15 protein-coding genes are annotated in these 21,017 nt (G+C 35.6%); 8 read left to right on the forward strand and 7 right to left on the reverse strand.

Features of this window, described 5'->3' with window-relative positions:
• The first annotated feature begins 180 nt into the window (after positions 1-180).
• The 5 genes from HYN86_RS13215 (at position 181) to HYN86_RS13235 (ending at position 8,786) form a co-directional block, all read left to right on the forward strand.
• Positions 181-504 (forward strand): DUF6660 family protein, encoded by a 324-nt coding sequence (locus HYN86_RS13215; RefSeq protein WP_230406363.1) that lies wholly within the window; start codon positions 181-183, stop codon positions 502-504.
• Between the two features lie 107 nt (positions 505-611).
• Positions 612-3,740, forward strand: a complete 3,129-nt coding sequence (locus tag HYN86_RS13220; protein WP_113678453.1) for an efflux RND transporter permease subunit — start codon at positions 612-614, stop codon at positions 3,738-3,740.
• 245 nt (positions 3,741-3,985) lie between these two features.
• Entirely contained in the window at positions 3,986-5,233 is a 1,248-nt protein-coding gene (locus HYN86_RS13225) for a TolC family protein (protein WP_113678454.1), read from the forward strand.
• Position 5,234: 1 nt separating this feature from the next.
• Positions 5,235-6,500 (forward strand): efflux RND transporter periplasmic adaptor subunit, encoded by a 1,266-nt coding sequence (locus tag HYN86_RS13230; protein ID WP_113678455.1) that lies wholly within the window; start codon positions 5,235-5,237, stop codon positions 6,498-6,500.
• 285 nt (positions 6,501-6,785) lie between these two features.
• Entirely contained in the window at positions 6,786-8,786 is a 2,001-nt protein-coding gene (locus HYN86_RS13235; RefSeq protein ID WP_113678456.1) for a heavy metal translocating P-type ATPase, read from the forward strand.
• 56 nt (positions 8,787-8,842) lie between these two features.
• On the opposite strand, the gene HYN86_RS13240 is transcribed toward HYN86_RS13235, so the two are convergent.
• From HYN86_RS13240 to HYN86_RS13250, 3 genes are all read right to left on the reverse strand, one after another.
• Positions 8,843-9,241 (reverse strand): tautomerase family protein, encoded by a 399-nt coding sequence (locus HYN86_RS13240; RefSeq protein ID WP_113678457.1) that lies wholly within the window; start codon positions 9,239-9,241, stop codon positions 8,843-8,845.
• A gap of 113 nt (positions 9,242-9,354) precedes the next feature.
• Positions 9,355-10,851: a DUF1254 domain-containing protein gene (locus tag HYN86_RS13245; protein WP_113678458.1), complete on the reverse strand. Its 1,497-nt coding sequence runs from the start codon at positions 10,849-10,851 to the stop codon at positions 9,355-9,357.
• 166 nt (positions 10,852-11,017) lie between these two features.
• Positions 11,018-11,671 (reverse strand): VOC family protein, encoded by a 654-nt coding sequence (locus tag HYN86_RS13250; RefSeq protein ID WP_113679940.1) that lies wholly within the window; start codon positions 11,669-11,671, stop codon positions 11,018-11,020.
• Positions 11,672-11,917: 246 nt separating this feature from the next.
• Here HYN86_RS13250 and HYN86_RS13255 point away from each other — a divergent pair, with 246 nt between their 5' ends.
• The 3 genes from HYN86_RS13255 (at position 11,918) to HYN86_RS13265 (ending at position 13,310) form a co-directional block, all read left to right on the forward strand.
• The gene (locus HYN86_RS13255; protein WP_113678459.1) at positions 11,918-12,379 is read left to right on the forward strand and encodes a hypothetical protein; all 462 of its coding nucleotides are present in this window, start codon (positions 11,918-11,920) and stop codon (positions 12,377-12,379) included.
• A 13-nt stretch (positions 12,380-12,392) separates the two neighbouring features.
• Positions 12,393-12,602 (forward strand): hypothetical protein, encoded by a 210-nt coding sequence (locus HYN86_RS13260; protein WP_162789373.1) that lies wholly within the window; start codon positions 12,393-12,395, stop codon positions 12,600-12,602.
• Between the two features lie 186 nt (positions 12,603-12,788).
• The gene (locus HYN86_RS13265) at positions 12,789-13,310 is read left to right on the forward strand and encodes a hypothetical protein (RefSeq protein ID WP_113678461.1); all 522 of its coding nucleotides are present in this window, start codon (positions 12,789-12,791) and stop codon (positions 13,308-13,310) included.
• A gap of 71 nt (positions 13,311-13,381) precedes the next feature.
• On the opposite strand, the gene HYN86_RS13270 is transcribed toward HYN86_RS13265, so the two are convergent.
• From HYN86_RS13270 to HYN86_RS13285, 4 genes are all read right to left on the reverse strand, one after another.
• Entirely contained in the window at positions 13,382-14,524 is a 1,143-nt protein-coding gene (locus HYN86_RS13270; RefSeq protein ID WP_230406364.1) for a cytochrome-c peroxidase, read from the reverse strand.
• Positions 14,525-14,745: 221 nt separating this feature from the next.
• Positions 14,746-16,209, reverse strand: coding sequence for a hypothetical protein (locus HYN86_RS13275; protein WP_113678462.1), 1,464 nt, complete (start codon positions 16,207-16,209; stop codon positions 14,746-14,748).
• On the reverse strand, positions 16,196-17,656 hold the full coding sequence (locus tag HYN86_RS13280) for a RagB/SusD family nutrient uptake outer membrane protein (RefSeq protein ID WP_230406365.1): 1,461 nt from the start codon (positions 17,654-17,656) through the stop codon (positions 16,196-16,198). The genes HYN86_RS13275 and HYN86_RS13280 overlap by 14 nt, the downstream gene beginning before the upstream one ends.
• Before the next feature lie 4 nt (positions 17,657-17,660).
• Positions 17,661-21,017, reverse strand: coding sequence for a SusC/RagA family TonB-linked outer membrane protein (locus HYN86_RS13285; protein WP_113678464.1), 3,357 nt, complete (start codon positions 21,015-21,017; stop codon positions 17,661-17,663).

The following is a 21,017-nucleotide window of genomic DNA, read 5'->3' on the forward strand; positions in this document are numbered from 1 at the left end:
TATTCTGAGGGAATTTCGGCTTATCTTTTGATTTATCGGAGTATAGAATATGTGTTTATTAGTGTTAAAGTTAACTAAAAATTCTTTTGACAATAATAAAATTTAAAGAAATATGATTAAAAGTCAGTTGATTATGTTTTTTTTCTAAAGTGAATTAAATAAAGTATTATTTTTACATTCATGAAATGGATAGCAATTCTAATGTCAATTTATTTGATGGCACTTTCAAATATGCCTTGTGCAGATATGGAAGTGAACAGCGCTATGCATAAAACAGCCCAATTTTCATCTGAGGATAATCATTCGCACGACAAAGACAACGATTTATGTTCTCCTTTTTGTGCCTGCAACTGCTGCGGTGCACAAGTTTTAAGCTATCAATCTGCTGTAAGTTTTGAATTTCCTGCTGCGTGCAGTATTATTTCTATTCCTTTACCCAATTATCGATCTGTTTTTGCTTCTAATTTCTATGGAAGCATATGGCAGCCCCCTCAAATAGCATAATGATGCCTGTTTCCGAAAATTCGGAATTCGGGTTAGAGCGTTGTGGACTTACCACAAATTGATACGGCAGATTCCTGCCTAATTTCTCATGTCATTATTTTATTCAAATGCTAGATAAAATCATTCAATTTAGTATACGAAACAAATTCGTAATACTATTATTTACCCTTGTTTTAATAGCTTGGGGAAGCTATTCGCTCAAAAAATTACCGCTCGATGCTTTGCCGGATGTAACCAATAATCAAGTTCAGATTATTACAACAGCTCCAACTTTGGCAAGTCAGGAAGTAGAGCAGTTAATTACCTATCCGTTAGAGCGGGCGGTCAAAACAGTTCCAGATATTATCGAACTCCGCAGTATTTCCCGTTTCGGATTATCTGTTGTAACGGTTGTTTTTGAAGACGATGTTGATATTTACTGGGCTCGCGAACAAATTTTCCAGCGTTTAAAACAAGCCGAAGAAAACATTCCAGATTATGTTGATACTCCCGAATTAGCGCCTATTACAACTGGTCTAGGCGAAATTTACCAATATGATGTTTACGCCAAAAAAGGTTACGAAAACAAATACAGCGCAGTCGAATTACGAACTATTCAGGATTGGATTATCATTCCGCAATTGCAGGGAATTCGTGGTGTTGCCGATGTAAGTACCTGGGGCGGAAAACTGAAACAATACGAAATTGCAGTTAATCCTAACATGCTGAATAGTTTAGGCGTTACAATTACCGAAATTTTTGAAGCCCTAGAAAAAAACAATCAAAATACAGGAGGCGCTTATATTGAAAAGGATCAATATACTTATTTCATCCGCGGTGTAGGAATGGCAAAAGGTGTAAAAGACCTTGAAAATGTAGTAGTGAAAAACCGTAACGGTTCGCCAGTATTGGTGCGCAATGTGGCGCAGGTTCGCGAAGGTGTTGCTTTGCGTTACGGCGCATCTACCAAAGACGGAAAAGGCGAAATCGTTTCGGGTTTGGTATTAATGCTGAAAGGAGAAAACTCAAGCGCAGTTGTCAGCCGCATTCACGACAAAATGGCTCAAATTAACAAAAGTCTTCCCGAAGGAGTTGTTGCAGAAGCCTTTATTGACAGAGGAAAACTCGTTGACAATTCCATAAAAACGGTCGCAAAGAATTTACTAGAAGGTGCTTTAATTGTAATTTTTGTACTGATTTTATTTCTAGGAAATCTTCGCGCAGGGCTTATAGTGGCATCTGTTATTCCGCTGGCAATGTTATTTGCGGTGATTTTAATGAATGCCTTTGGCGTAAGCGGGAATTTAATGAGTTTGGGGGCAATAGATTTCGGAATCATTGTCGATGGTGCCGTTATTATTGTCGAAGCAACCATGCATCATCTTCAGAAAATCAAAAATAAAAAAGAATTGACGCAGGAAGAAATGGATGATGAAGTGTATAATTCGGCTTCAAAAATCAGGAATAGCGCAGCTTTTGGAGAAATCATTATTTTGATCGTTTATCTGCCCATTTTAGCCTTGATTGGAACGGAAGGAAAGATGTTTAAACCAATGGCAATGACGGTTAGTTTTGCTATTATTGGAGCTTTTATTCTTTCCCTGACCTACATTCCGATGATGAGTGCTTTATTTCTATCCAAAAAAACAGACCACAAAACCAATTTTAGTGATAGAATGATTGCATGGCTCGAAAATCGTTATACGCCTTTGCTTAATAAAGCTTTAAAATTTAAAAAAGTGGTCCTGACAACCGCAGTGGCATTATTTGCTTTAGCATTTATTATTTTCCAAAATATGGGAGGCGAATTTATCCCGACAATTGAAGAAGGAGATCTGGCTATAAATGCCACGATTATGACCGGAAGTTCGCTTACGCAGATGGTCGAAACTGCTACCAAATACGAACAACTGCTAAAGGCAAAATTTCCTGAAATAAAAACGATCGTAACAAAAATAGGAAGCGGCGAAATCCCAACCGACCCAATGCCCATTGAAAGCGGTGATTTAATTATTGTTTTGAAAGACAAAAGAGAATGGAGAAGCAAATACCGCAATTGGGAAAAATTGGCAAATGCCATGAAGGAAGAGATGGAAGTGATTCCGGGAGCTAATATTGAAATTTCTCAGCCCATTCAGATGCGTTTTAACGAATTAATGACTGGAAGCCGATCTGATATTGCCATCAAGATTTTTGGTGACGATTTAGACATTCTAGACGCGAAAGCAGCAGAATTAATTTCGAAAATAAAAAGCATTGACGGGATCGGTGATTTAAAGGCCGATAAAGTTACCGGACTGCCTCAGATTACGGTTAAATACGATTATGATAAGATTGCACTTTACGGACTCAATATTTCAGATATCAATCAAATCATCCGTTCGTCTTTTGCCGGAGAAAGTGCTGGAAAAATCTACGACGAAAGCAAAAGATTTGATGTAGTGGTGAGAATGGATGAAAACAACCGCGCCGATATTACAGATGTCAGCAATTTGTTTATTCCGCTTCCAAACAGCCAGCAGGTACCGCTTTCTCAAGTCGCTTCTGTTGAATACGAACAAGGCCCTGTGCAGGTCATCCGCGAAGACGGAAAAAGAAGAATTACCGTTGGCTTAAATGTTCGCGGAAGAGATATTAAAAGTGTGGTTGAAGAAATTCAGGCAAAACTCGATCAAAACTTTAAGCTTCCGGTGGGATATTATGTAACCTATGGCGGGCAGTTTGAGAATTTAATCGAAGCGACACAAAGGCTTTCTGTTGCTTTGCCAATTGCTTTAGGGCTGATTTTGGTGTTGCTTTACTTCACATTCAAAAGTATCAAACAAGCTCTTTTAATTTTTACCGCAATTCCGTTAGCTGCGATCGGAGGTGTTTTTGCGCTTTCGCTGAGAGGAATGCCTTTTAGTATTTCGGCAGGAATTGGTTTTATTGCCCTGTTCGGAATCGCAGTTTTAAACGGAATCGTATTGATTTCATATTTCAATCAATTAAAATCAGAGGGAATTTTAGAGCCGCTTCAAAGAGTTTTAATCGGAACCAAAACCAGATTACGTCCCGTTTTAATGACGGCTGCAGTAGCTTCTTTAGGATTTCTGCCAATGGCATTATCAACAAGCGGCGGGGCAGAGGTGCAGAAACCTTTGGCAACCGTGGTAATCGGAGGATTATTCTCAGCAACATTATTGACATTAATCGTTTTACCGATTTTGTACTTAATGCTGGAGAAGTTTAATCGTAATAAGGAATTAGAGAATTAGAGAATTAGAGAATTAGAGAATGAGATAATTGTTACTAGCTCTAAAATATACTCTCGCAGATTTAGCAGATTAAAAGTGAATAAAAAAATCCCCTAAATCTGCATAATCTGCGGGAGACAAAAAAAATCTGATTTTTCACGCAGATTTAGCAGATTTAGCAGATTTAATTTTTGATTCTGATAAATAATAATCTGCTTCTATCTGCTTAAATCTTTTTGAATCTGCGTGAAATAAAAACAAATAAAATGAAAAAACTACTATACAATCTAATAAAAATGACCTTTGCCAACTTCGCGCATCCTTTGCGAACTTTGCGGTTAATTGCATTCCTATTAGCAAGCACGCTGATATCAGCTCAAACCAAAATATCTTTAGAAAAAGCTATAGAACTCGCCAAATCAAACAACATCGACTTAAAAATTGCTGATAAAGAAATTGAAAAACAAACCGTTTTAAAGAAAACGGCTTTTCAGCCAGATCCGTTACAAGTGCAATATCAAGGAGGACAATTCAATAGCGTAGATTTCGATCACAATTTTTCTGTACAGCAGTTTTTTCCGTTGGGAAACATTACAAAAGCCAACAGACAATTACAGGAAGAACTGGCGAAATTGGCTGAAAAGCGAAAGGCTTTATCTTCTTATGAAGTTGAAAAAGCAGTCACCTTGGCGTATTATCAATATTTGTATGGTGTTTCAGTTCAGAAATTAAACTCAGAATTAAACGAAATTTACACCAAATTTTTAAAGAACGCCGAACTCCGTTTTAAAACGGGAGAAAGCGGTAATATCGAAGTTATCAGCGCCAAAGCGAAAGTAAAAGAAATCGAAACCCAAAAAGCACAGTTAGAATACGACTTGGTGATGTACCAGAAGCAACTTCAGTTTTTTATTCAGACCAATGAAAACATTATTCCTGATGAAAATACAGCTTTGCAATATACATTCATAGAAAATCAGGAAACCTCACACGCAGAACTTCTCATGACCGATTTCTATCAACAGCAAATTTCGGTTTATCAAAAAGAAGCTGGAACTTTTAAAGCACTGCGAACTCCGAAAGTCGGTTTAGGTTATTTTGCGCAGACTATTAATACTGAATCGCTGTTTCAAGGTTTTACGGCAGGATTGCAGATTCCGTTGTTTGGAGGCGTGAATACGACAAAAGCTAAAGCGGCTGCAATTAATATTTCGCAGTCTCAAATGGCTTTGGATAAAAATAAAATGATTTTAAATCTGCAAAAAGAAGAATTACAGAATAATTTCCTAAAGCAGCAAAAGAATGTCGCCTATTATCAAAATGAAGGACTCCAATATGCGAATCAGATTATTGATACAGCGCAAAAAAGTTATGCCAATGGCGATATGAGTTACTGGTCGTACATCAGTTTTTTAAATCAGGCAATTGATATTAAAAAACAATTTGCAGAAGCCACGCACAGTTACAATCAAAGCGCCATCGAACTCCAATTTCCAACCATCAAAAACAATTAAAATGAAAATAAATTTAAAAACATGTTTAACCGCAAAGAGCGCTAAGATTTCGCAAGGAGCGCAATGTTTAATTTCCTTGCGTACTTTGCGCTTTGCCTTTGCGTGCTTTGCGTTTACCTTAGCCGCATGTAACGAAAAAAAGACAGAGGAAGTACAGGAAGAAGAAAAATCACCAACGGAAGTCGCTTTAACCGAATCTCAATATAAAACTGTTGGTATTGAAACAGGATTTGTAGAAAACAGAAACCTGAATAAAATTATCAAAGCCAATGGCTACACGACAGTTCCGCCGCAAAATTCCGCTGAAGTTTCAACCTTAATTGGCGGAACGGTAAAAGACATTTATGTTTTGGAAGGAACATTTGTCAATAAAGGAAAAGTTTTGGCAACCATTCAGAATTTGGAAGTAATTGAGATGCAGGAAAATTATCATTCCGCTTCCGCTAATGTCGAATATCTAGAGTTAGAATATAACCGCCAGAAAACCTTGAGTGATGAAAACGTAAATCCGAGAAAGGTATTTCAGGAAGTAAAAGCAAAATTAGCAGCCGAAAGAGCGCGTGCGCAGGCAGCAAAAAACAAATTAGAAGCTTTGCATGTTTCCACAAAAGGAAGTTCGTCTTTAGTTCCAATTGTAGCTCCGATAAATGGTTACGTTGGGAAAATCAATATTGCGAAAGGCGCTTTTGCCAATACTGGAGTTTCGCTTTTTGAAGTGGTTGACAACAGCCAGATGCATTTGGATTTGAATGTTTACGAGAAAGATTTGGGTTCTATTTCGGTTGGGCAGGTAATCGATTTTGTATTGACGAATCAGTCTAACAAATCCATTAAAGGAAAGATTTTCGGAATCAATAAATCTTTTTCTAACGAAAGTAAAACCGTTGCCGTTCACGCCAAAATCGATCCTGCCGATGCCAAAGGATTAATTCCTGGAATGTATGTTTCGGCTAATATCAATATTACAAATGCGACCGTTCCAGCTTTGCCAAAAGATGCTGTCGTTCGTAATGCAGATAAATATTTTGTTTTTATTCAAGAAGAAGCTGATTCCGAAGAAAAGCATAATCATACCGAAGGTGAAAAAGAAGAATCACACGAAAAAGAAATTCATTTTAAAGCAGTTGAAGTTATTCCAGGAACAACAGATTTAGGTTTTACAGAAGTGAAATTTGTAGACAAAATCGCGTCTGATGTTAAAATCGTTACCAAAGGTGCTTTTTATCTGCTGTCAGCAATGAAAGGGGGAGGCGAGCATGAGCATTGATTCTTTTAAGATTCTGAGGTGCTAAGGTTTTAAGGTTTTTTTGATGGTGAAAAGTTGCGCGCAAAGTCGCAGAGTCGCCAAGTTTTCTTTTAAATGCTAAAGTTTGACTAAATCCATTCAACTTAGAATTTAACTAACCTCCAGCTAAAGCCGGAGGCAATTCAAAATAAAAAACTTAGTGGCTCAGCGCCTTTGTGGCAACAAACAAAATGCTTAAATTTAGAACATTATTAAAACAAAGTTTCTCGATATCAAAACGTGAAACTTTAAACGTGAAACTTCAAAATGATACATCAAGATAAAGAAATAAAAATCACAAAAAATAAAGCCAAATCTTCCTGCTGCTGTTCGCATGATGAACCCGTGCACTCAGATAATGACGGACACAGTCACGACGGTCATGACCATGAACATAATGTAGAAGGCAGTTGGTTTAAATTGTTTCTGCCGGCTATAATTTCTTTTGTTTTATTATTAATCGGAATCACTTTTGATAATTACTTTCCGCAAAGCTGGTTTACAGGAGATGTGAGAACTATTTGGTATGCAATAGCTTATCTTCCGGTTGGACTTCCAGTTTTAAGAGAAGCTTATGAAAGCATTGTAAAAGGTGACGTTTTCTCAGAATTTTTCCTAATGTGTATTGCTACAATTGGTGCATTTGCCATTGGAGAATATCCAGAAGGTGTTGCCGTTATGCTATTTTATACCATTGGAGAAACTTTTCAGGGAATGGCGGTTAACAGAGCAAAATCGAGTATTAAAAGTCTGCTTGACCAGCGTCCAGATGAAGTTCACGTTTTAGAAAATAATGAGGCAGTAAAAGTTAAGGCAAAAGACGTTCAGATTGGCGCTGTTATTCAGCTTAAAGCAGGAGAAAAACTAGGATTAGACGGCGAATTATTATCAGATTCGGCTTCGTTCAATACAGCAGCTTTAACAGGAGAAAGCAAACCCGACACTAAAAAGAAAGGCGAAACCGTTCTGGCAGGAATGATAAACGGAAACACCATTGCAGAAGTAAAAGTAACAACTGCTTATAACGACAGCAAATTGTCTAAAATTCTTGAATTGGTGCAGAATGCTGCAACAAAGAAAGCTCCTGCAGAATTATTTATTAGAAAGTTTGCTAAAATCTATACTCCCATTGTGGTATATCTGGCAATCGCGATTTGTCTGCTTCCCATGCTTTTTGTAGATAATTATGTTTTTAGCGATTGGCTGTACAGAGCTTTGGTCTTTTTGGTAATTTCTTGTCCATGTGCGTTAGTAATCAGCATTCCACTAGGTTATTTTGGTGGAATCGGTGCGGCCAGTAAAAACGGAATTCTCTTTAAAGGCAGTAATTTTCTAGACAGTATTTCGACGATTCAGAATGTTGTTGTTGATAAAACAGGTACGATGACCGAAGGAGTTTTTAAAGTTCAGGAAGTCCTTATAAAACCAGAATTTGATAAAGAAGAAATCCTGAAATTGGTCAATGCTTTAGAAAGCCGAAGCACACATCCTGTGGCAACAGCAATTCATAATCATGTAGGGCAGATTGATGCTGCAGTTGAATTGAAAGATATTGAAGAGGTCTCGGGACATGGATTAAAAGGTTCATACAACGGAAAAGAGCTATATGTTGGGAATTTTAAACTTCTGGATAAGTTTTCAATAGCTTATGATATTGACCCCACTTCAATAGTATATACTACCATTGCAATTGCTTATGACGGAAAATTTGCAGGTTATTTAACAATTGCCGACGAAATAAAAGCCGATGCCCAAGAAACGGTTACAAAACTAAAATCTTTAGGCGTAAAACTAACTATGCTGAGCGGCGACAAAACAAATGTTGTTCAGTTTGTAGCTGATAAACTCGGAATTGTAAAAGCTTTTGGAGATTTGCTTCCAGAAGATAAAGTCAATAAAGTAAACGAAATTAAAGCCAAAAATGAAACGGTAGCTTTTGTCGGCGACGGTGTAAACGATGCACCCGTAATCGCTTTAAGCACAGTCGGAATTGCGATGGGAGGTTTGGGAAGTGACGCCGCAATTGAAACCGCAGACATTGTCATTCAGGACGATAAACCGAGTAAAATTGCAATGGCTATAAACATCGGCAAACAAACCAAAAAGATTGTCTGGCAGAATATCACTTTGGCTTTCGTAGTAAAAGCTTTTGTTTTAATTCTCGGTGCAGGCGGACTTGCTACAATGTGGGAAGCTGTTTTTGCTGATGTTGGAGTTGCGCTGTTAGCGATTCTAAATGCGGTTAGAATTCAGAAGATGAAGTTTTAATTTGTCGCAAAAAATAAAAGCCCAATTTATTGAATTGGGCTTTAGTATTTTTATTTTCACTTTCTTAAATGCTTGGGTTCCTGAATTTCGCCATTGCCAAAAGACCAATTTTCAAGTCCATTGTTTTCTAATAAAACAATGATCACATTATTGATTGTTATTTCTGTTGAAGCCGCAATTCTGGTTGCAATTTGACCGTACAACTTCTTTTTTTGTTCCAATGTTCTTCCTTGGCCTGCTGTAATTTGAACGTAAACAATATCTGCAGAATGCGAAATTCCCAGATAACTTTCAGGATATTTTATTTGGTGAGGTTCTAATTCTTCAATAACATGAAAATAATCATCCTGCGGAATATGAAATTCGGCAATTAAAGATTCATGAATGGATTGTGAAATAGTATTTTTTGTTTCTAATGAAAGTTTTTTCGGCAGATTGATTCGAACAAATGGCATTTTATGTTTTTTATATGTTACCACTACAAAGATAGAAGCTCTTTCTCAATATTAAGTAAGAGTGCAAAAAGAAACCCCGAAATTAGTTCGGGGTTTCTTTGTAAATAATTAGACTATTTCACTTCTTCAAAATCTCCAGGCTTCCAGCTTCCGTTAAAAGCAGGAGCTTCGGGACCGTAAATTCTAAAATAGGTGAACCAGCCTTTATCAGGAAGCGTCTGAATCCAGACATTTTCTTTTCCTGTTGGTGCTTTTGGACCAAAATACAATTCAACAGAAGAACCTTGTTTGTCTTTCAGTTCAAACATAGAACGCAAAGCAGCCTTATTTTGATTGGTCAAGATTTCACTTCGTGTTGCATTATCATAAATCGTAACCGACCAAAATAGTTTGGCGGGAACAGGCAGCGGAACGGTTAATTTGTATGTTTTGCTTCCGTCCAAATATTTTCCATTATTATCTTTCATTCCAAGCCAATACAATGAACCCGCTCCAGGAGCACGATTAAACATAGCCGGAGATTCTACCTGCGCTTGATAAAACCATTTTTCGCGCGCGTAGAGATCGGTATAATTTTCAGTATCAAAAGTACCATTGGCGTAGCGTAAAACTGCCCATTCCCATTGACGGTCTTTCCATACGATGCGGTCTGGTCTTCGGTCAGCAAAAGATTGTACACGCATTATGGCATTTCCTTTTTGAGCCGCTTTTTCTAATATGGCTTTCATTCGGGCATCTGGATTAAAAAGTTTTCCTTTTTCTATTCCCAGTTCAGCCAATTCTCCATACATAATGCGATACGCAGGATTAGCGGGTTCTTTTTGAATCAAATCATTCAGTTTTTCCCAGTATTTAATGTTGTTTTCCCACGAAAGTGGAGTGAAATCAGCGCCTTTTTTATTCAAGCTGACCCATGTCGGCTCTTTCCAGTCTGCTGGTTTATTGAGCGGATAGACTTTTACAGATTTCATTAAGGCTTCGGCAGTTTCTGCTTTTCCATCAAGTGGAAGTGCTCTTAACATTAATATTAATCGATTAGTTGTAGGTTTTCCAACAAAATATCCTGCAGGAATTTTGCCCGTATATCCAGGCGGTACAATAATATGTTTGCCGCCTTTTCCTTTGTCTGGACCAGGAAGGCCAATATCCATAATGTACAATTGATTTAAATCATTTGCCACAGACATTAACGGTCCAGGCGGAACATCAACAACCATTGGACCGTATTCTGAAAGGTCGAAAACAAGTCCTGCATATTTGGTGTCGGAGTTTGGCGTAAAAACGAGCTGGTTTGGCGTTCCGTCTAATATGGCAAACGTTTTATTGGGAACAACTCCATTATTTAAGTTTCCTTCCCAAGTGCCTACAAATGATACCGATGGATAAAAGAATCTGTACGTTTGAATGGCTCGGTTTAAATCCGCTTCATCGTAGGCATTTTTAATAGTAGAATCTGTTGGGTAACCTCCAACAAATTCAAATTCGGAATCAGATTTAGAGTTCGATTCTGAATTTGAATCTGAAGTTGTTGGATTTTCTATTTTCTTTTGAGTACAAGAAGCAAGTAAAAAGCAGACTAAAAGAGACGAAAGATAAATTTTGGCTTTCATGATTTTAAGTATTTGATTTGTAGTTGTATGTGTAATCAAAATTAGAGGTTCTATAAGAATATTTTTATAGAATTGAGATTAAAAATGGTTGCATATTACAATATGCAACATAAAAAAAGCCAAATCATGAAGGATTTGGCTTTGATTTTAAGTATTGCAACATTGTTTAATCAAATTGTAATGCAATTGACATTCCCTTATTTTCTAGTTTAATTTCTGTTTTATTGCTTTCAGATGGAGTTTGTGTTGGGTACCAGTTTCGATTTGGTTTAACCATAATCAATAAACCTTCGTCATCGCCAATTGCGGCAAAAAGTTCGCTGTTAGTATTTTTAGAAAAGAATTCCAGTCCGTGTTTTGCTGCTAATTGTTTTCCCAATTCTAACGGATTTTCATTTACAATTCCAATTTCGCTGATATTTAAAATTGCTTTAGAACTGAATTTTTCTGTTTGTGAGTTATCAAGATCATGTCTGGCTATGAATTCCAGTAAATTTCCGTTATTATCGTAAAAATACGATGCGTTGGCATTCCAGTTTTCAAAATTGGCAACAACGTTTTGATCTTCAATACTAATTAAATTTATTTTGTTTCTGCACCATTGTATTACTTCTTCCAGTTTGTTTTCAGGAATATTAAAAGCAAAATGATAAATTGATTTAAAATCTGCATTTTCAACAAATTCTAAAATGGAATTCCCAGCTTGAATGGAAATTGAGTTTGTCTTTTTTTCTATGATTGGAAGTTCTAAAACATCTTGATAAAATATTGCTGTCTGCTGAATATTATTGCTCTGAATTTGGATGTGTTCTAATTTCATATTGGTATTTTTTATTGAAGAAAAAAAAGCTTCCTCTGTTTCAAACAAATTTAAAGAATCGCTTGTGTTTTGTGGTTGGAGTGCTATTTTATACTTTGATGAAAGGATAAGAAATTAGTATTGAATGTATTTAAAAGGATATGATTTTATTTTTAATAATGTGTCTTATCGTGATAGATTTATGACTTATATGAGATATTTTAATTATTTGATTAAAATACATTTGTGTTGAATTTATCACAACAGATGACAAGTCAAATAGACATATACGAAACTAAATTTGGGCAATTAATTTTAAGTCATGGACCTGAGAATGATTTTGTTTGGTCAGGACAAATAAATGAATTCCCAATTTATATTTTTACCAAAGACAGAAACTTATCCAATAATACAATTGAATTTGTAGAAACAATAGTTTCTGATATTGAAGGATACATAGAAACGTCTATTTTATTCATGAAACAGACCATAATTAGAGAAAGAGAAAAATATAATATCAAAGAAAATGAGTATCTCATAATTTTGGATAAGAACTATTGTCCAGTAGATCAGCCAGAGTTTATCTTTTATGAGAATTCTTCTGAATGGTCAATTCGATTTGCAGAAGGGATATTTAGTATTTGTGATCCATTCGGAATTGCAGTTACCTTTAAATTTAAAACGCCTTTAGGTGTTGATAATCTTGAGGATAGTGAATATATCGATTAAAAAAAAATTAAATATGCAAATTAACTTTATAAAAAGTGGATACGGTACTTATGGAGGATCACTTACTGAGCCTTTTAGATACTTTGGAAGAATAATTTCAGATAGATTTAAAGAACAAGGAATAGAATTTCCTTTTAAAGAGATTGAAATTATATTAGCTCTTTTTTCAAACAAACCAAAAGGAAAAGATAAAGAAATTTATAATGATTGGTTTAATAAATAACCAAGATATTATAGAGGTAAAAATAGACTTACTATAACTTTACCTGTATTTGAAACTGAAAAAAGTTTAGAAGATATTTTTGAATTAATTTATCGTGGTTTTGAAATTATTTTTGCCAAGAAAAAGAAAGATGATCTTTATGATACTGAAAAGGTAAAACAAATATTATCCCTTTTAAAAACAGAATTGCAAAATACTGATCTTGTAAAATTAAGTGAACAATATGAATCACTTTTATATCAGGAAGAATTAAAACGAAGAATTGATGAAAGACAAGAAAGAGAAAATCGTACAATTGAAAATAAAAAATTAATACGTGATTTAAGATTTTATTATCATTTCACGAATATTGGTTACCGATATTTTACGCCTTATGACAATAATTTTTGTGATAAGATTTTAAATAAACTTCGTGATCGAAAATTCAAGCTTCCAGATTATACTCACTTATATATTAGGGTTTCGGATTCTTTTGAAAATGCTTTGTATCATACAACGAGATCAGAAAACTGGTTTGTTTGCGGTATTGCCGTTTTAAAAGATTATATGGATTATCCAAAGAAAAATGAAGCAGAAAAGAAAAAGATAGTTTTTGATTTGATAAGAGAAGGTTTGAATGATATTGCTAAAATTGATAATTTAGATATGCAAACTTTAAATCAGGTTTTGGATGAAGTTGAAAGTGAGATTAATGATGTGCCTAAATAAAAAAGCCCATTTCCAAAAGAAAACGGGCTGATTAGATTTGCAGATTTGGGGCAATTTACAAACTAACTAAATTATTTCGGCATTTCAGGAACCATAATTCTTCTCGTTGGCGTGCTTAAAGTTTCGATAAAAGCCAAAAGATTGCTTATTTCTTCTTTACTTAAATTCAGTTTTTTAAGTGCAGGATCTACTTTTGGAATTAGTGAATCTCTTGGAGTTCCCAGATATTTTTTCTGAACAGGAGATGGGTTTCCTAAATTGTATAATTCCACTACATCTAAAAGAGTTGGAAAATGTCCGTGATGCATCCACGGTTTTGTGTTTACAACTTCACGAAGGGTTGGCGTTCTGAATTTGCCAATATCTTTTACATCTTTGGTGACATTGTAACGCCCGAAATCTTCGTTTTTTGTTCCGAATAAAGTCTGACCGTCGTTATGAAACTGATTGTCGCTGAAATAAGGCGTATTATGGCAGTTGATGCATTGCGCTTTGGTTCTAAATAAATGCATTCCTTTAACCTGAGAATCGGTAAAAGCCTCTGATTTTCCGCTCACAAAATGATCAAATTTACTTTTCGGACTATTGATTGATCTTTCTAAAGTCGCAATCGCATATTGAATTCGCTCTAAAGTCACTTTTTTATCTCCAAAGGCAGCCGTAAATAAAGAATTATAACCTTTAATCTTCGCAATTTTATCAACGGCGATCGTCAGTTTTTCATTCATTTCCAAAGGATCCGAAACAGGAAACTGAGCCTGATCTTCTAAACTGGAAGCACGTCCGTCCCAAAATAGAGAAGTGGCATATGCGGAGTTTAAAATCGTCATCGAATTACGTTTTCCCGTTTGGCGATCATGCCCGAAAGAACGTGTCAAATTGTCCGTCCAGCCCAATTCTGGATTATGACAGGAAGCGCAGGCAATTTGTCCACTTCGAGATAATCTCGGATCAAAAAACAAGATCTTTCCCAAACTTTCTTTTTCCTTAGAATACGTATTATAAGCGGGATAAGGAACCGCAGGAAGTACTCCAATATCCTGAAATTTAGCTTTATCGACGCTTTCGTGCAATTCCGCAGCCGGCCATTTGGAAGCATCACCGCTGGAATAGATTTTTCGTAATTCCTGGACATCTATATAATCGGGTTCTTCAACGCTTTTATAAGCTGACAAACCCAGCAGGAATAGGAGAGGGAAGATTAGTTTTTTCAATTTTTTTTTATGTTTTGTTTTTTTGTTTTTTTTGTTTGAGGTTTCAGGTTTCACGTCTCAGTCTCAGTCTCAGTCTCAGTCTCAGTCTCAGTCTCAGTCTCAGTCTCAGTCTCAGTCTCAGTCTCAGTATTTCGTTAGGCTCCAAGCTTTGTCAAAGTTTTAAACTTTGACAAAGCTTCCTCATCGGAACTGAAAACTGAAAACTGAGACTGAGTACTATTCTAAAGCGTAACCTCTTTAGGACATGGAATGCTTAAAGGGCTTGGCTTCGTATAGACTCTGTTGTTGTACATTCTGTATTGTGTAGAAACTGTTCCTCCAAAAAGTTTATCGTTTGTTAGTTTTAATTCGAATGAAATTTCATATAAACCGTTGCTGATTTCTTTGTAAGTTCCATCTCCGGAAATAGCTATAACATGTGTATTTGTGGCACTGGATCCGATAGTAATATCCTGCGGAATTACTAGAACTGTTCCTTCTGTTTTGCTGTTTCCATTTGCAGGGAAAAATTCTAAAGCTGAGGTAATATTAAATCCAGGGGAAACGGCAGCCGAATTACTTTCATTTGAAAACCATCTTTTTAAACCAAAAGAATTAACTGTATTAGTCCCAGTTGAAACATTAAATCCAATTTTGAAAGCGTCGTGGTAAACATCGTCATTTGGATTTGTTGTTCCTTTGTCGCTGTACAAAATAGCATTTTCGTTGTCTTTTGTTACAATAACCGGAAAAGTTAAAGCGTTAAAAGTCTGCCATGTACAATTACCATTATTATTGAACCAATGCTCGCCGTAAGTCAGATAAAATGCATTTGCAGGATCTGTAAATTTTGATGCGGGATAGGCCTGAACATCTCTTGGCGATTTTATAGGTTTTACAATGGTTAAGTTGATGTTTCCTGTTGCAGTATAGTTTGGAATATTTACAAGTGTTAGTTTGGACTCGTATCGAACATCATCATTTTGAAGATCTTCTAAAAGAGTTAAATGATAGGTTACAGAAGTTCTGTTGTCGCCATAATCATCATGGGTTAAGGAATATTCGAATCCGTTTTGGAATTTAAAAATAGAGGCATTTTCAATTTCTTCTGGGAAAAAACCATTCGGATAATTTACTTTAAAATCGATTTTTTCGCCTACTTCACCTTTTATATTGTATTGCGTTACCGGAAAAGTGTAATTGGTTGCAATAGTTCCTAAATCAATATTAAAAGTATTGTTTGGATATTCTGTATTCAAGCTTCCAATATGAATATCAGGATCAGAAACTGTTTCTAATTTTAATGTAATATTCTGGCTTTGAGTCCATCTTTTATCAAACGATACAGAAATAGTATCTGTTAATTTACTGCCTTGAAAAGAAAGCTGATTTACAGGATTTACGCTAAAACTGTCGCTTGCCCCGTTTGTTTCAGCACTAAAATTTGCCGTAACAGTTCCTTTCAATTCGCGCGCTGTTAAGGCGACAGGAACTTTTAAGGTCTTTACAGATTTGTTTTCATAAGTAGCCTGCGGAACTAAATTTCCGCTTACGGTTGGGTATTCAAGAGGCGTGTTGTCACTTTTAACTAAAAAATTAAATCTTAAAAAAGGATCAATGTCTGAACCTAATTTGTAATCATCTTTAGAACATGAAATATATAATAGTGCTGTAAATAATATACTGAATATCTTAATACGAGTCATTTTGCTGCAAGTTTGGGTTAAGATTAGTGTTGAATGTTGGTATTGGCAGTACGTATTTTAAAGACGGATAAGTAAGACTGCAAACCGTAGCAATACAGCCATCATTTCTAGAAACATCTTTGTGCATTCTGGCAATATCAAAGAATAGGAAACCTTCAAAGCATAATTCTTTTCTTCGTTCTAAAAAGATATTTTCTTTAAGATTGTTTGTATTAGTCAATAGAGATGCATTGGCGCGGGCACGAATGATGTTAATATCTGCCATTGCCAAATCGGCTCTGTTGGTTTCTAGCGCTGCTTCGGCACGAATTAAATACATTTCGCTAAGTCTAGAGGCCACATAACCCGCATTATTCTGGAATTTTTTGGTAAAATTGTAACTCAGGTAGGTCTGAACTCCGCTTACAATTGTATAAAGTGATTTTGTTAAGAACAGTTGTTTTCTTAAATCTGTGCTTTCGTAAAGATCAACTAAATCATTTGAAGCAGTATATTTTTCAAAGTTTGTATCTGAAGTATAGCCATAAGTCTGAGTCATTGAGGAAGAAACGTTTCCTTCGGTATCTTTTGGAATAGAAAATTCCAACAAAATTTCCGACACCGGAAGATTTGGTTTTTCCCATTCTGCAATTAAAGTTTCTTTGCTGGTTAACACCACGCCAGAATTGGTAATTACATCATTTGCCATTTCGTAAGCATTAGCCCAATCTCCTTTTTGAAGATAAACTCTCGCCAATAATGCTTTTGTGTTTTTTTTGTTAAAGAAAGAATAAGCAGGACCAGAAAGGAGTGAAGAGTCTGAATAACTATCGATAGCCGTCTTTAAATCATCAATTATTAAACGATACGTTTCGGCAGCCGTTTTTCTTTCAGGATACTGTATGCCCGATTTAATAGATTCGGTGCTGTAAATTATCCCTAAATGTGATGCATCTGGAGTATATTTATAATCTTGGCTGTAAACAAGAGATAAAAGAAAATGCGCATACGCCCTTATTGCCAAAGCTTCTGCTTTTATTTGGTTTTTCTCTGCCTCAGTGGCGTCGGTTAGGGCAGGAGTAAATTCTAAAATTAAATTGGCCTGATTGATTATATCATAACTGCTATCATAAAATGATTTGAAATTACTGGTTAGCGCTACATCTTCAAAAGAATAAACTTGCTGCAGATTTATTGCTGGAGAAATTTGACCTCTAAGACCTCCCGTTGCAGCTGGTGCAAATTTTATATTACCGCCCTGTAAATCAGCATAAGCAGCATAACGATCTGGTCTTACATTAGCTTCTATTTCAGTATAAAGTCCTGTAAGTGCCTGTAAAACGCCTGTTTTGTTCTGCAAAAGTTCGTCTATAGAAGTTTGTGTTCCAGGTTCTTGTTCTAAAAAGTCACTACAGCTTTGTAATGAAAACATTAGAAAAAATATAGATACGTATTTTGAATATTTCATTTTCTTAAAATTTAGCATTTACTCCAAGCGAAATTGTTCTTGCCTGCGGATAGATATAACTGTACTCTCGAACTCCGTTCATTCCTTTCGGACTTTTTTCTTTGTACCAATACGCCACATTTGTAGCATCGGCAAAAACAGAAAGAGCGTCCAGAAAAGTATTTTTTAACGGCACATTATAACTTAAATTAATATTACTGATTCTGATGTAAGTTGCATCATAAACATACTTGCTTAAGTTGTTGAGAATTGGCGAAATTGTTACTGCTGATTGAGAAACGTTGTCGCCTGGATTTCTCCAATAATCGTATGCATTTACAGAAAGATTTCGGTTTGTTGTTACATTATATTGATCTATAAGTACGCTTGAGGCCAATAAGTCACCACCAATTTGATAATCTCCCCTAACAGATAAAGTAAGGTTGTTGTAGAAAGTAAAAGTGTTGTAAAAACCTCCGTAAGCATCTGCTTGTTTATCTCCAATTGGTTCCCAATCGGCAATAGTATGGAGTTCGTTATAGGTTTTTGCATCATAAATTTGACCATTTTTTTGAACAAGATCTCTTCCTGTTGCAGGATCTACACCAACCCAGTTGATTCCCCATAATGTTGTTGTGCTGTAGCCTATTTTTTGTGCCAATGCAATATTAGCTTCAGAATAATCACTTCCTAGACCTTTTAAGTCAGTTACTTTGCTGTCTATTGTAGAAATATTAAATGCTGTAGTCCATTTAAAAGCATCACTTTTTATCCATTTAATTCTTGTAGTAAGCTCAAAACCTTTATTGTACATACTTGCAGCATTTAATTGTACTGAACTATAACCATTTTCTGTCGGGATATCTCGTGCAGTAATTAAATTGCTTTTGTTATCATAATAATATTCTAACGTCAATTCGATTTTTTTGAAAATATTAAAATCAAATCCTGCATTGAATTTTGTGTTTTTTTCCCAGCTTAACCTTCCATTTGGGGCAGCACCTGTAGTTGCTCCAATCGAACCATTATATTCGTTTTGGCTGATATTGTACAAACCTTTTGATCGGTAAGACCCAATTTTAGAATTTCCGGTTGTACCGTAACTCGCTTTTAATTTCAAGAAATCAATCCAAGAATTAGAGTTTAAAAAGTTTTCATTGCTAATAATCCAACCAGCACCTAAACCTCCATTATGAGCCACATCGGTATCATCTCCAAAAACAGAACTCTGATCGCGGCGGTAATTTGCCAACAAAAAATAGCGTTTTTTGTAGTTGTAATTTACTTGCGAGAATAAAGAAACTCTCGAATTGTAACTGATTTCATTTTTGTAGGTTTGACCATCTTTAGACTCATCTTGAGGTGTGTTTGGATTGTCATCTCTTATAGCATCTGTCACAGCATTAATACGCTCTGGCTCTAAAAAACCTACACCAGATTTGTAATTGAAATCGGTTTTATCTTCAGCCAATTCAAAACCAACAACACCATCAATTTCATTGTTTTCATTCAGTTGTTTATTGAACAAAGCTTGTCCTTGCCAGTTCCATTTGGTCGAATTTCTTTCATTGATGAGACGACGCCCCCAAGCTGCATGCGTAGTTCCGTCCAAAATAAAAGTTCCGTTAAACTGACCGCTTTCATTTGCTGCAGAAAAATAGCGATCTTGTTCTTTATCGGTATAATCCATACCAAAAAGAGTAGAAAATCGAATGTTTTTATTGAGTTTATACGATAAATTGATACTTCCTAAAAGACCAAAAGTCTGTGCTTCATTTTTGTTTTGTTCAATTGCCGCCAACGGATTTCCTCTCGTAGCACCACTTAAACCTAAATTGGCATACGATCCGTCTGCGTTATAAACGGGAAGAGTAGGAAGGTAGGCAAAACTGTAAAAAATGTTAGGCGCATCTTTTTGAACAAAACTCGGATTCAGCATTAAATTGATATCCCATTTGCCAGAACTGTAGCCTAGATTAATTCCCGCATTTAATTGCTTACTTTCATTTCCAACCTGAGGTTCGTCTATTTTGGTGTAACTAACGTTGGTTCGGTACGAAAATTTAGAAGTAGACCCCGAAACATTAAAATTATATTTGTTATAAATGCCAGATCTGTTTAAAATGTTAAACCAATCTGTATTTACTCCATTATAAGCAACAGGAACATAACCAGTTGTGGTGTTTTTCATGAACTCATTTCGAAGTTCTGTGTATTGTTCTCCATTTAAATATTTAATTTGATTAATGGCAGAAGAAACTCCTAACTGATTTGAAAATCCAAATTGCGTTTTACCCTTTTTACCTTTTTTAGTTGTAATTAAAATTACCCCATTTGCTCCGTCGGCGCCATAAATACCTACAGCTGCGGCATCTTTTAAAACCGAAATGGTTTCAATATTTTCTGGAGCAATTTTCATTAGAGGATTAGCAATGTTTTCAGAAAAATCGCCGCCTCCGTTAAACAAGCTGCTGTCAATTGCATATTCTTCGCTCATTACAACACCATCAATAATAATAAGCGGTTGCGACGAAGTTCCGGTAATTGCACCGCTTAAAGAAGATAATGTGCCTTGTCCACGAATATTAATTTTTACAGGACCACCTATACCAGAAGTATTTTCTACCATAACTCCGGCAATTTGTCCCGTGATCATTTTATCAAAACTCTCAGAAGCTTGCTCAACGGCAATATCTTTGGCTTGTAAAGTCGAAATACTTCCAACAATTTCTTCTTTTAGCTTTGTAGTTCCGTAAGATGAAGTGATAACAACAGGATTTAATTCGTCTGTGGTTTCCTGCAGATAGAAAACAAAATCTTTATTATTTCCGGCTTGTCGTGACTGAGATTCCATTCCTAAAAATCCAACTTCAAGAATAAGATTTGGAATGTTATTTCCTTTTAACTGATAAACAAATTTTCCGTTAAAGTCGGTAATGGCGCCCATTCCAGTTCCTTTTATACGAATAGCTGCGCCTGGAAGCGGTTGTTTGTCTTTGGCATTATAAACCGTTCCGCTGATGAATCTTTCGGTTTCCTGTGCTGCGCCAGAATCATTTGTTGAACTTGCGCTGGTCAGTAAGACCTGCTTTTTCTGAATATAAAAAAAGATATTTTTTCCGTCAAATAACTTAGTCAAAGTGGTTTCCAATGACGCATTATCAACATTGATATCGGCTAATTGTTCTGCATCAATTTTTCGGGCATTGTAAATAATCCTATAATCAGTCTGCTGTTCAATCGATTTGATAATTAAGCTTATAGGTTTGTTTTTTACATGTAATGTAATGTTTTTATTTTGAGAAAAAGCTGAGAAACAGGATAATAGAAAGCCTAAGAAAAATAGAATTTTTCTTGAATTGGGATGTATCGTAAAAGTCAT

It is taken from the genome of Flavobacterium fluviale, from assembly GCF_003312915.1.
Taxonomy (GTDB): Bacteria; Bacteroidota; Bacteroidia; order Flavobacteriales; family Flavobacteriaceae; genus Flavobacterium; species Flavobacterium fluviale.

Excerpts from the sequence above, each read along its gene's own strand:
- HYN86_RS13245 (WP_113678458.1), bottom strand. The coding sequence starts at position 10,851 with ATGAAAGCCAAAATTTATCTTTCGTCTCTTTTAGTCTGCTTTTTACTT.
- HYN86_RS13220 (WP_113678453.1), top strand. The coding sequence starts at position 612 with ATGCTAGATAAAATCATTCAATTTAGTATACGAAACAAATTCGTAATA.
- HYN86_RS13240 (WP_113678457.1), bottom strand. The coding sequence starts at position 9,241 with ATGCCATTTGTTCGAATCAATCTGCCGAAAAAACTTTCATTAGAAACA.
- HYN86_RS13250 (WP_113679940.1), bottom strand. The coding sequence starts at position 11,671 with ATGAAATTAGAACACATCCAAATTCAGAGCAATAATATTCAGCAGACA.
- HYN86_RS13225 (WP_113678454.1), top strand. The coding sequence starts at position 3,986 with ATGAAAAAACTACTATACAATCTAATAAAAATGACCTTTGCCAACTTC.
- HYN86_RS13235 (WP_113678456.1), top strand. The coding sequence starts at position 6,786 with ATGATACATCAAGATAAAGAAATAAAAATCACAAAAAATAAAGCCAAA.
- HYN86_RS13230 (WP_113678455.1), top strand. The coding sequence starts at position 5,235 with ATGAAAATAAATTTAAAAACATGTTTAACCGCAAAGAGCGCTAAGATT.
- HYN86_RS13280 (WP_230406365.1), bottom strand. The coding sequence starts at position 17,656 with ATGAAATATTCAAAATACGTATCTATATTTTTTCTAATGTTTTCATTA.
- HYN86_RS13285 (WP_113678464.1), bottom strand. The coding sequence starts at position 21,017 with ATGACTTTTACGATACATCCCAATTCAAGAAAAATTCTATTTTTCTTA.
- HYN86_RS13255 (WP_113678459.1), top strand. The coding sequence starts at position 11,918 with ATGACAAGTCAAATAGACATATACGAAACTAAATTTGGGCAATTAATT.
- HYN86_RS13275 (WP_113678462.1), bottom strand. The coding sequence starts at position 16,209 with ATGACTCGTATTAAGATATTCAGTATATTATTTACAGCACTATTATAT.
- HYN86_RS13215 (WP_230406363.1), top strand. The coding sequence starts at position 181 with ATGAAATGGATAGCAATTCTAATGTCAATTTATTTGATGGCACTTTCA.
- HYN86_RS13260 (WP_162789373.1), top strand. The coding sequence starts at position 12,393 with ATGCAAATTAACTTTATAAAAAGTGGATACGGTACTTATGGAGGATCA.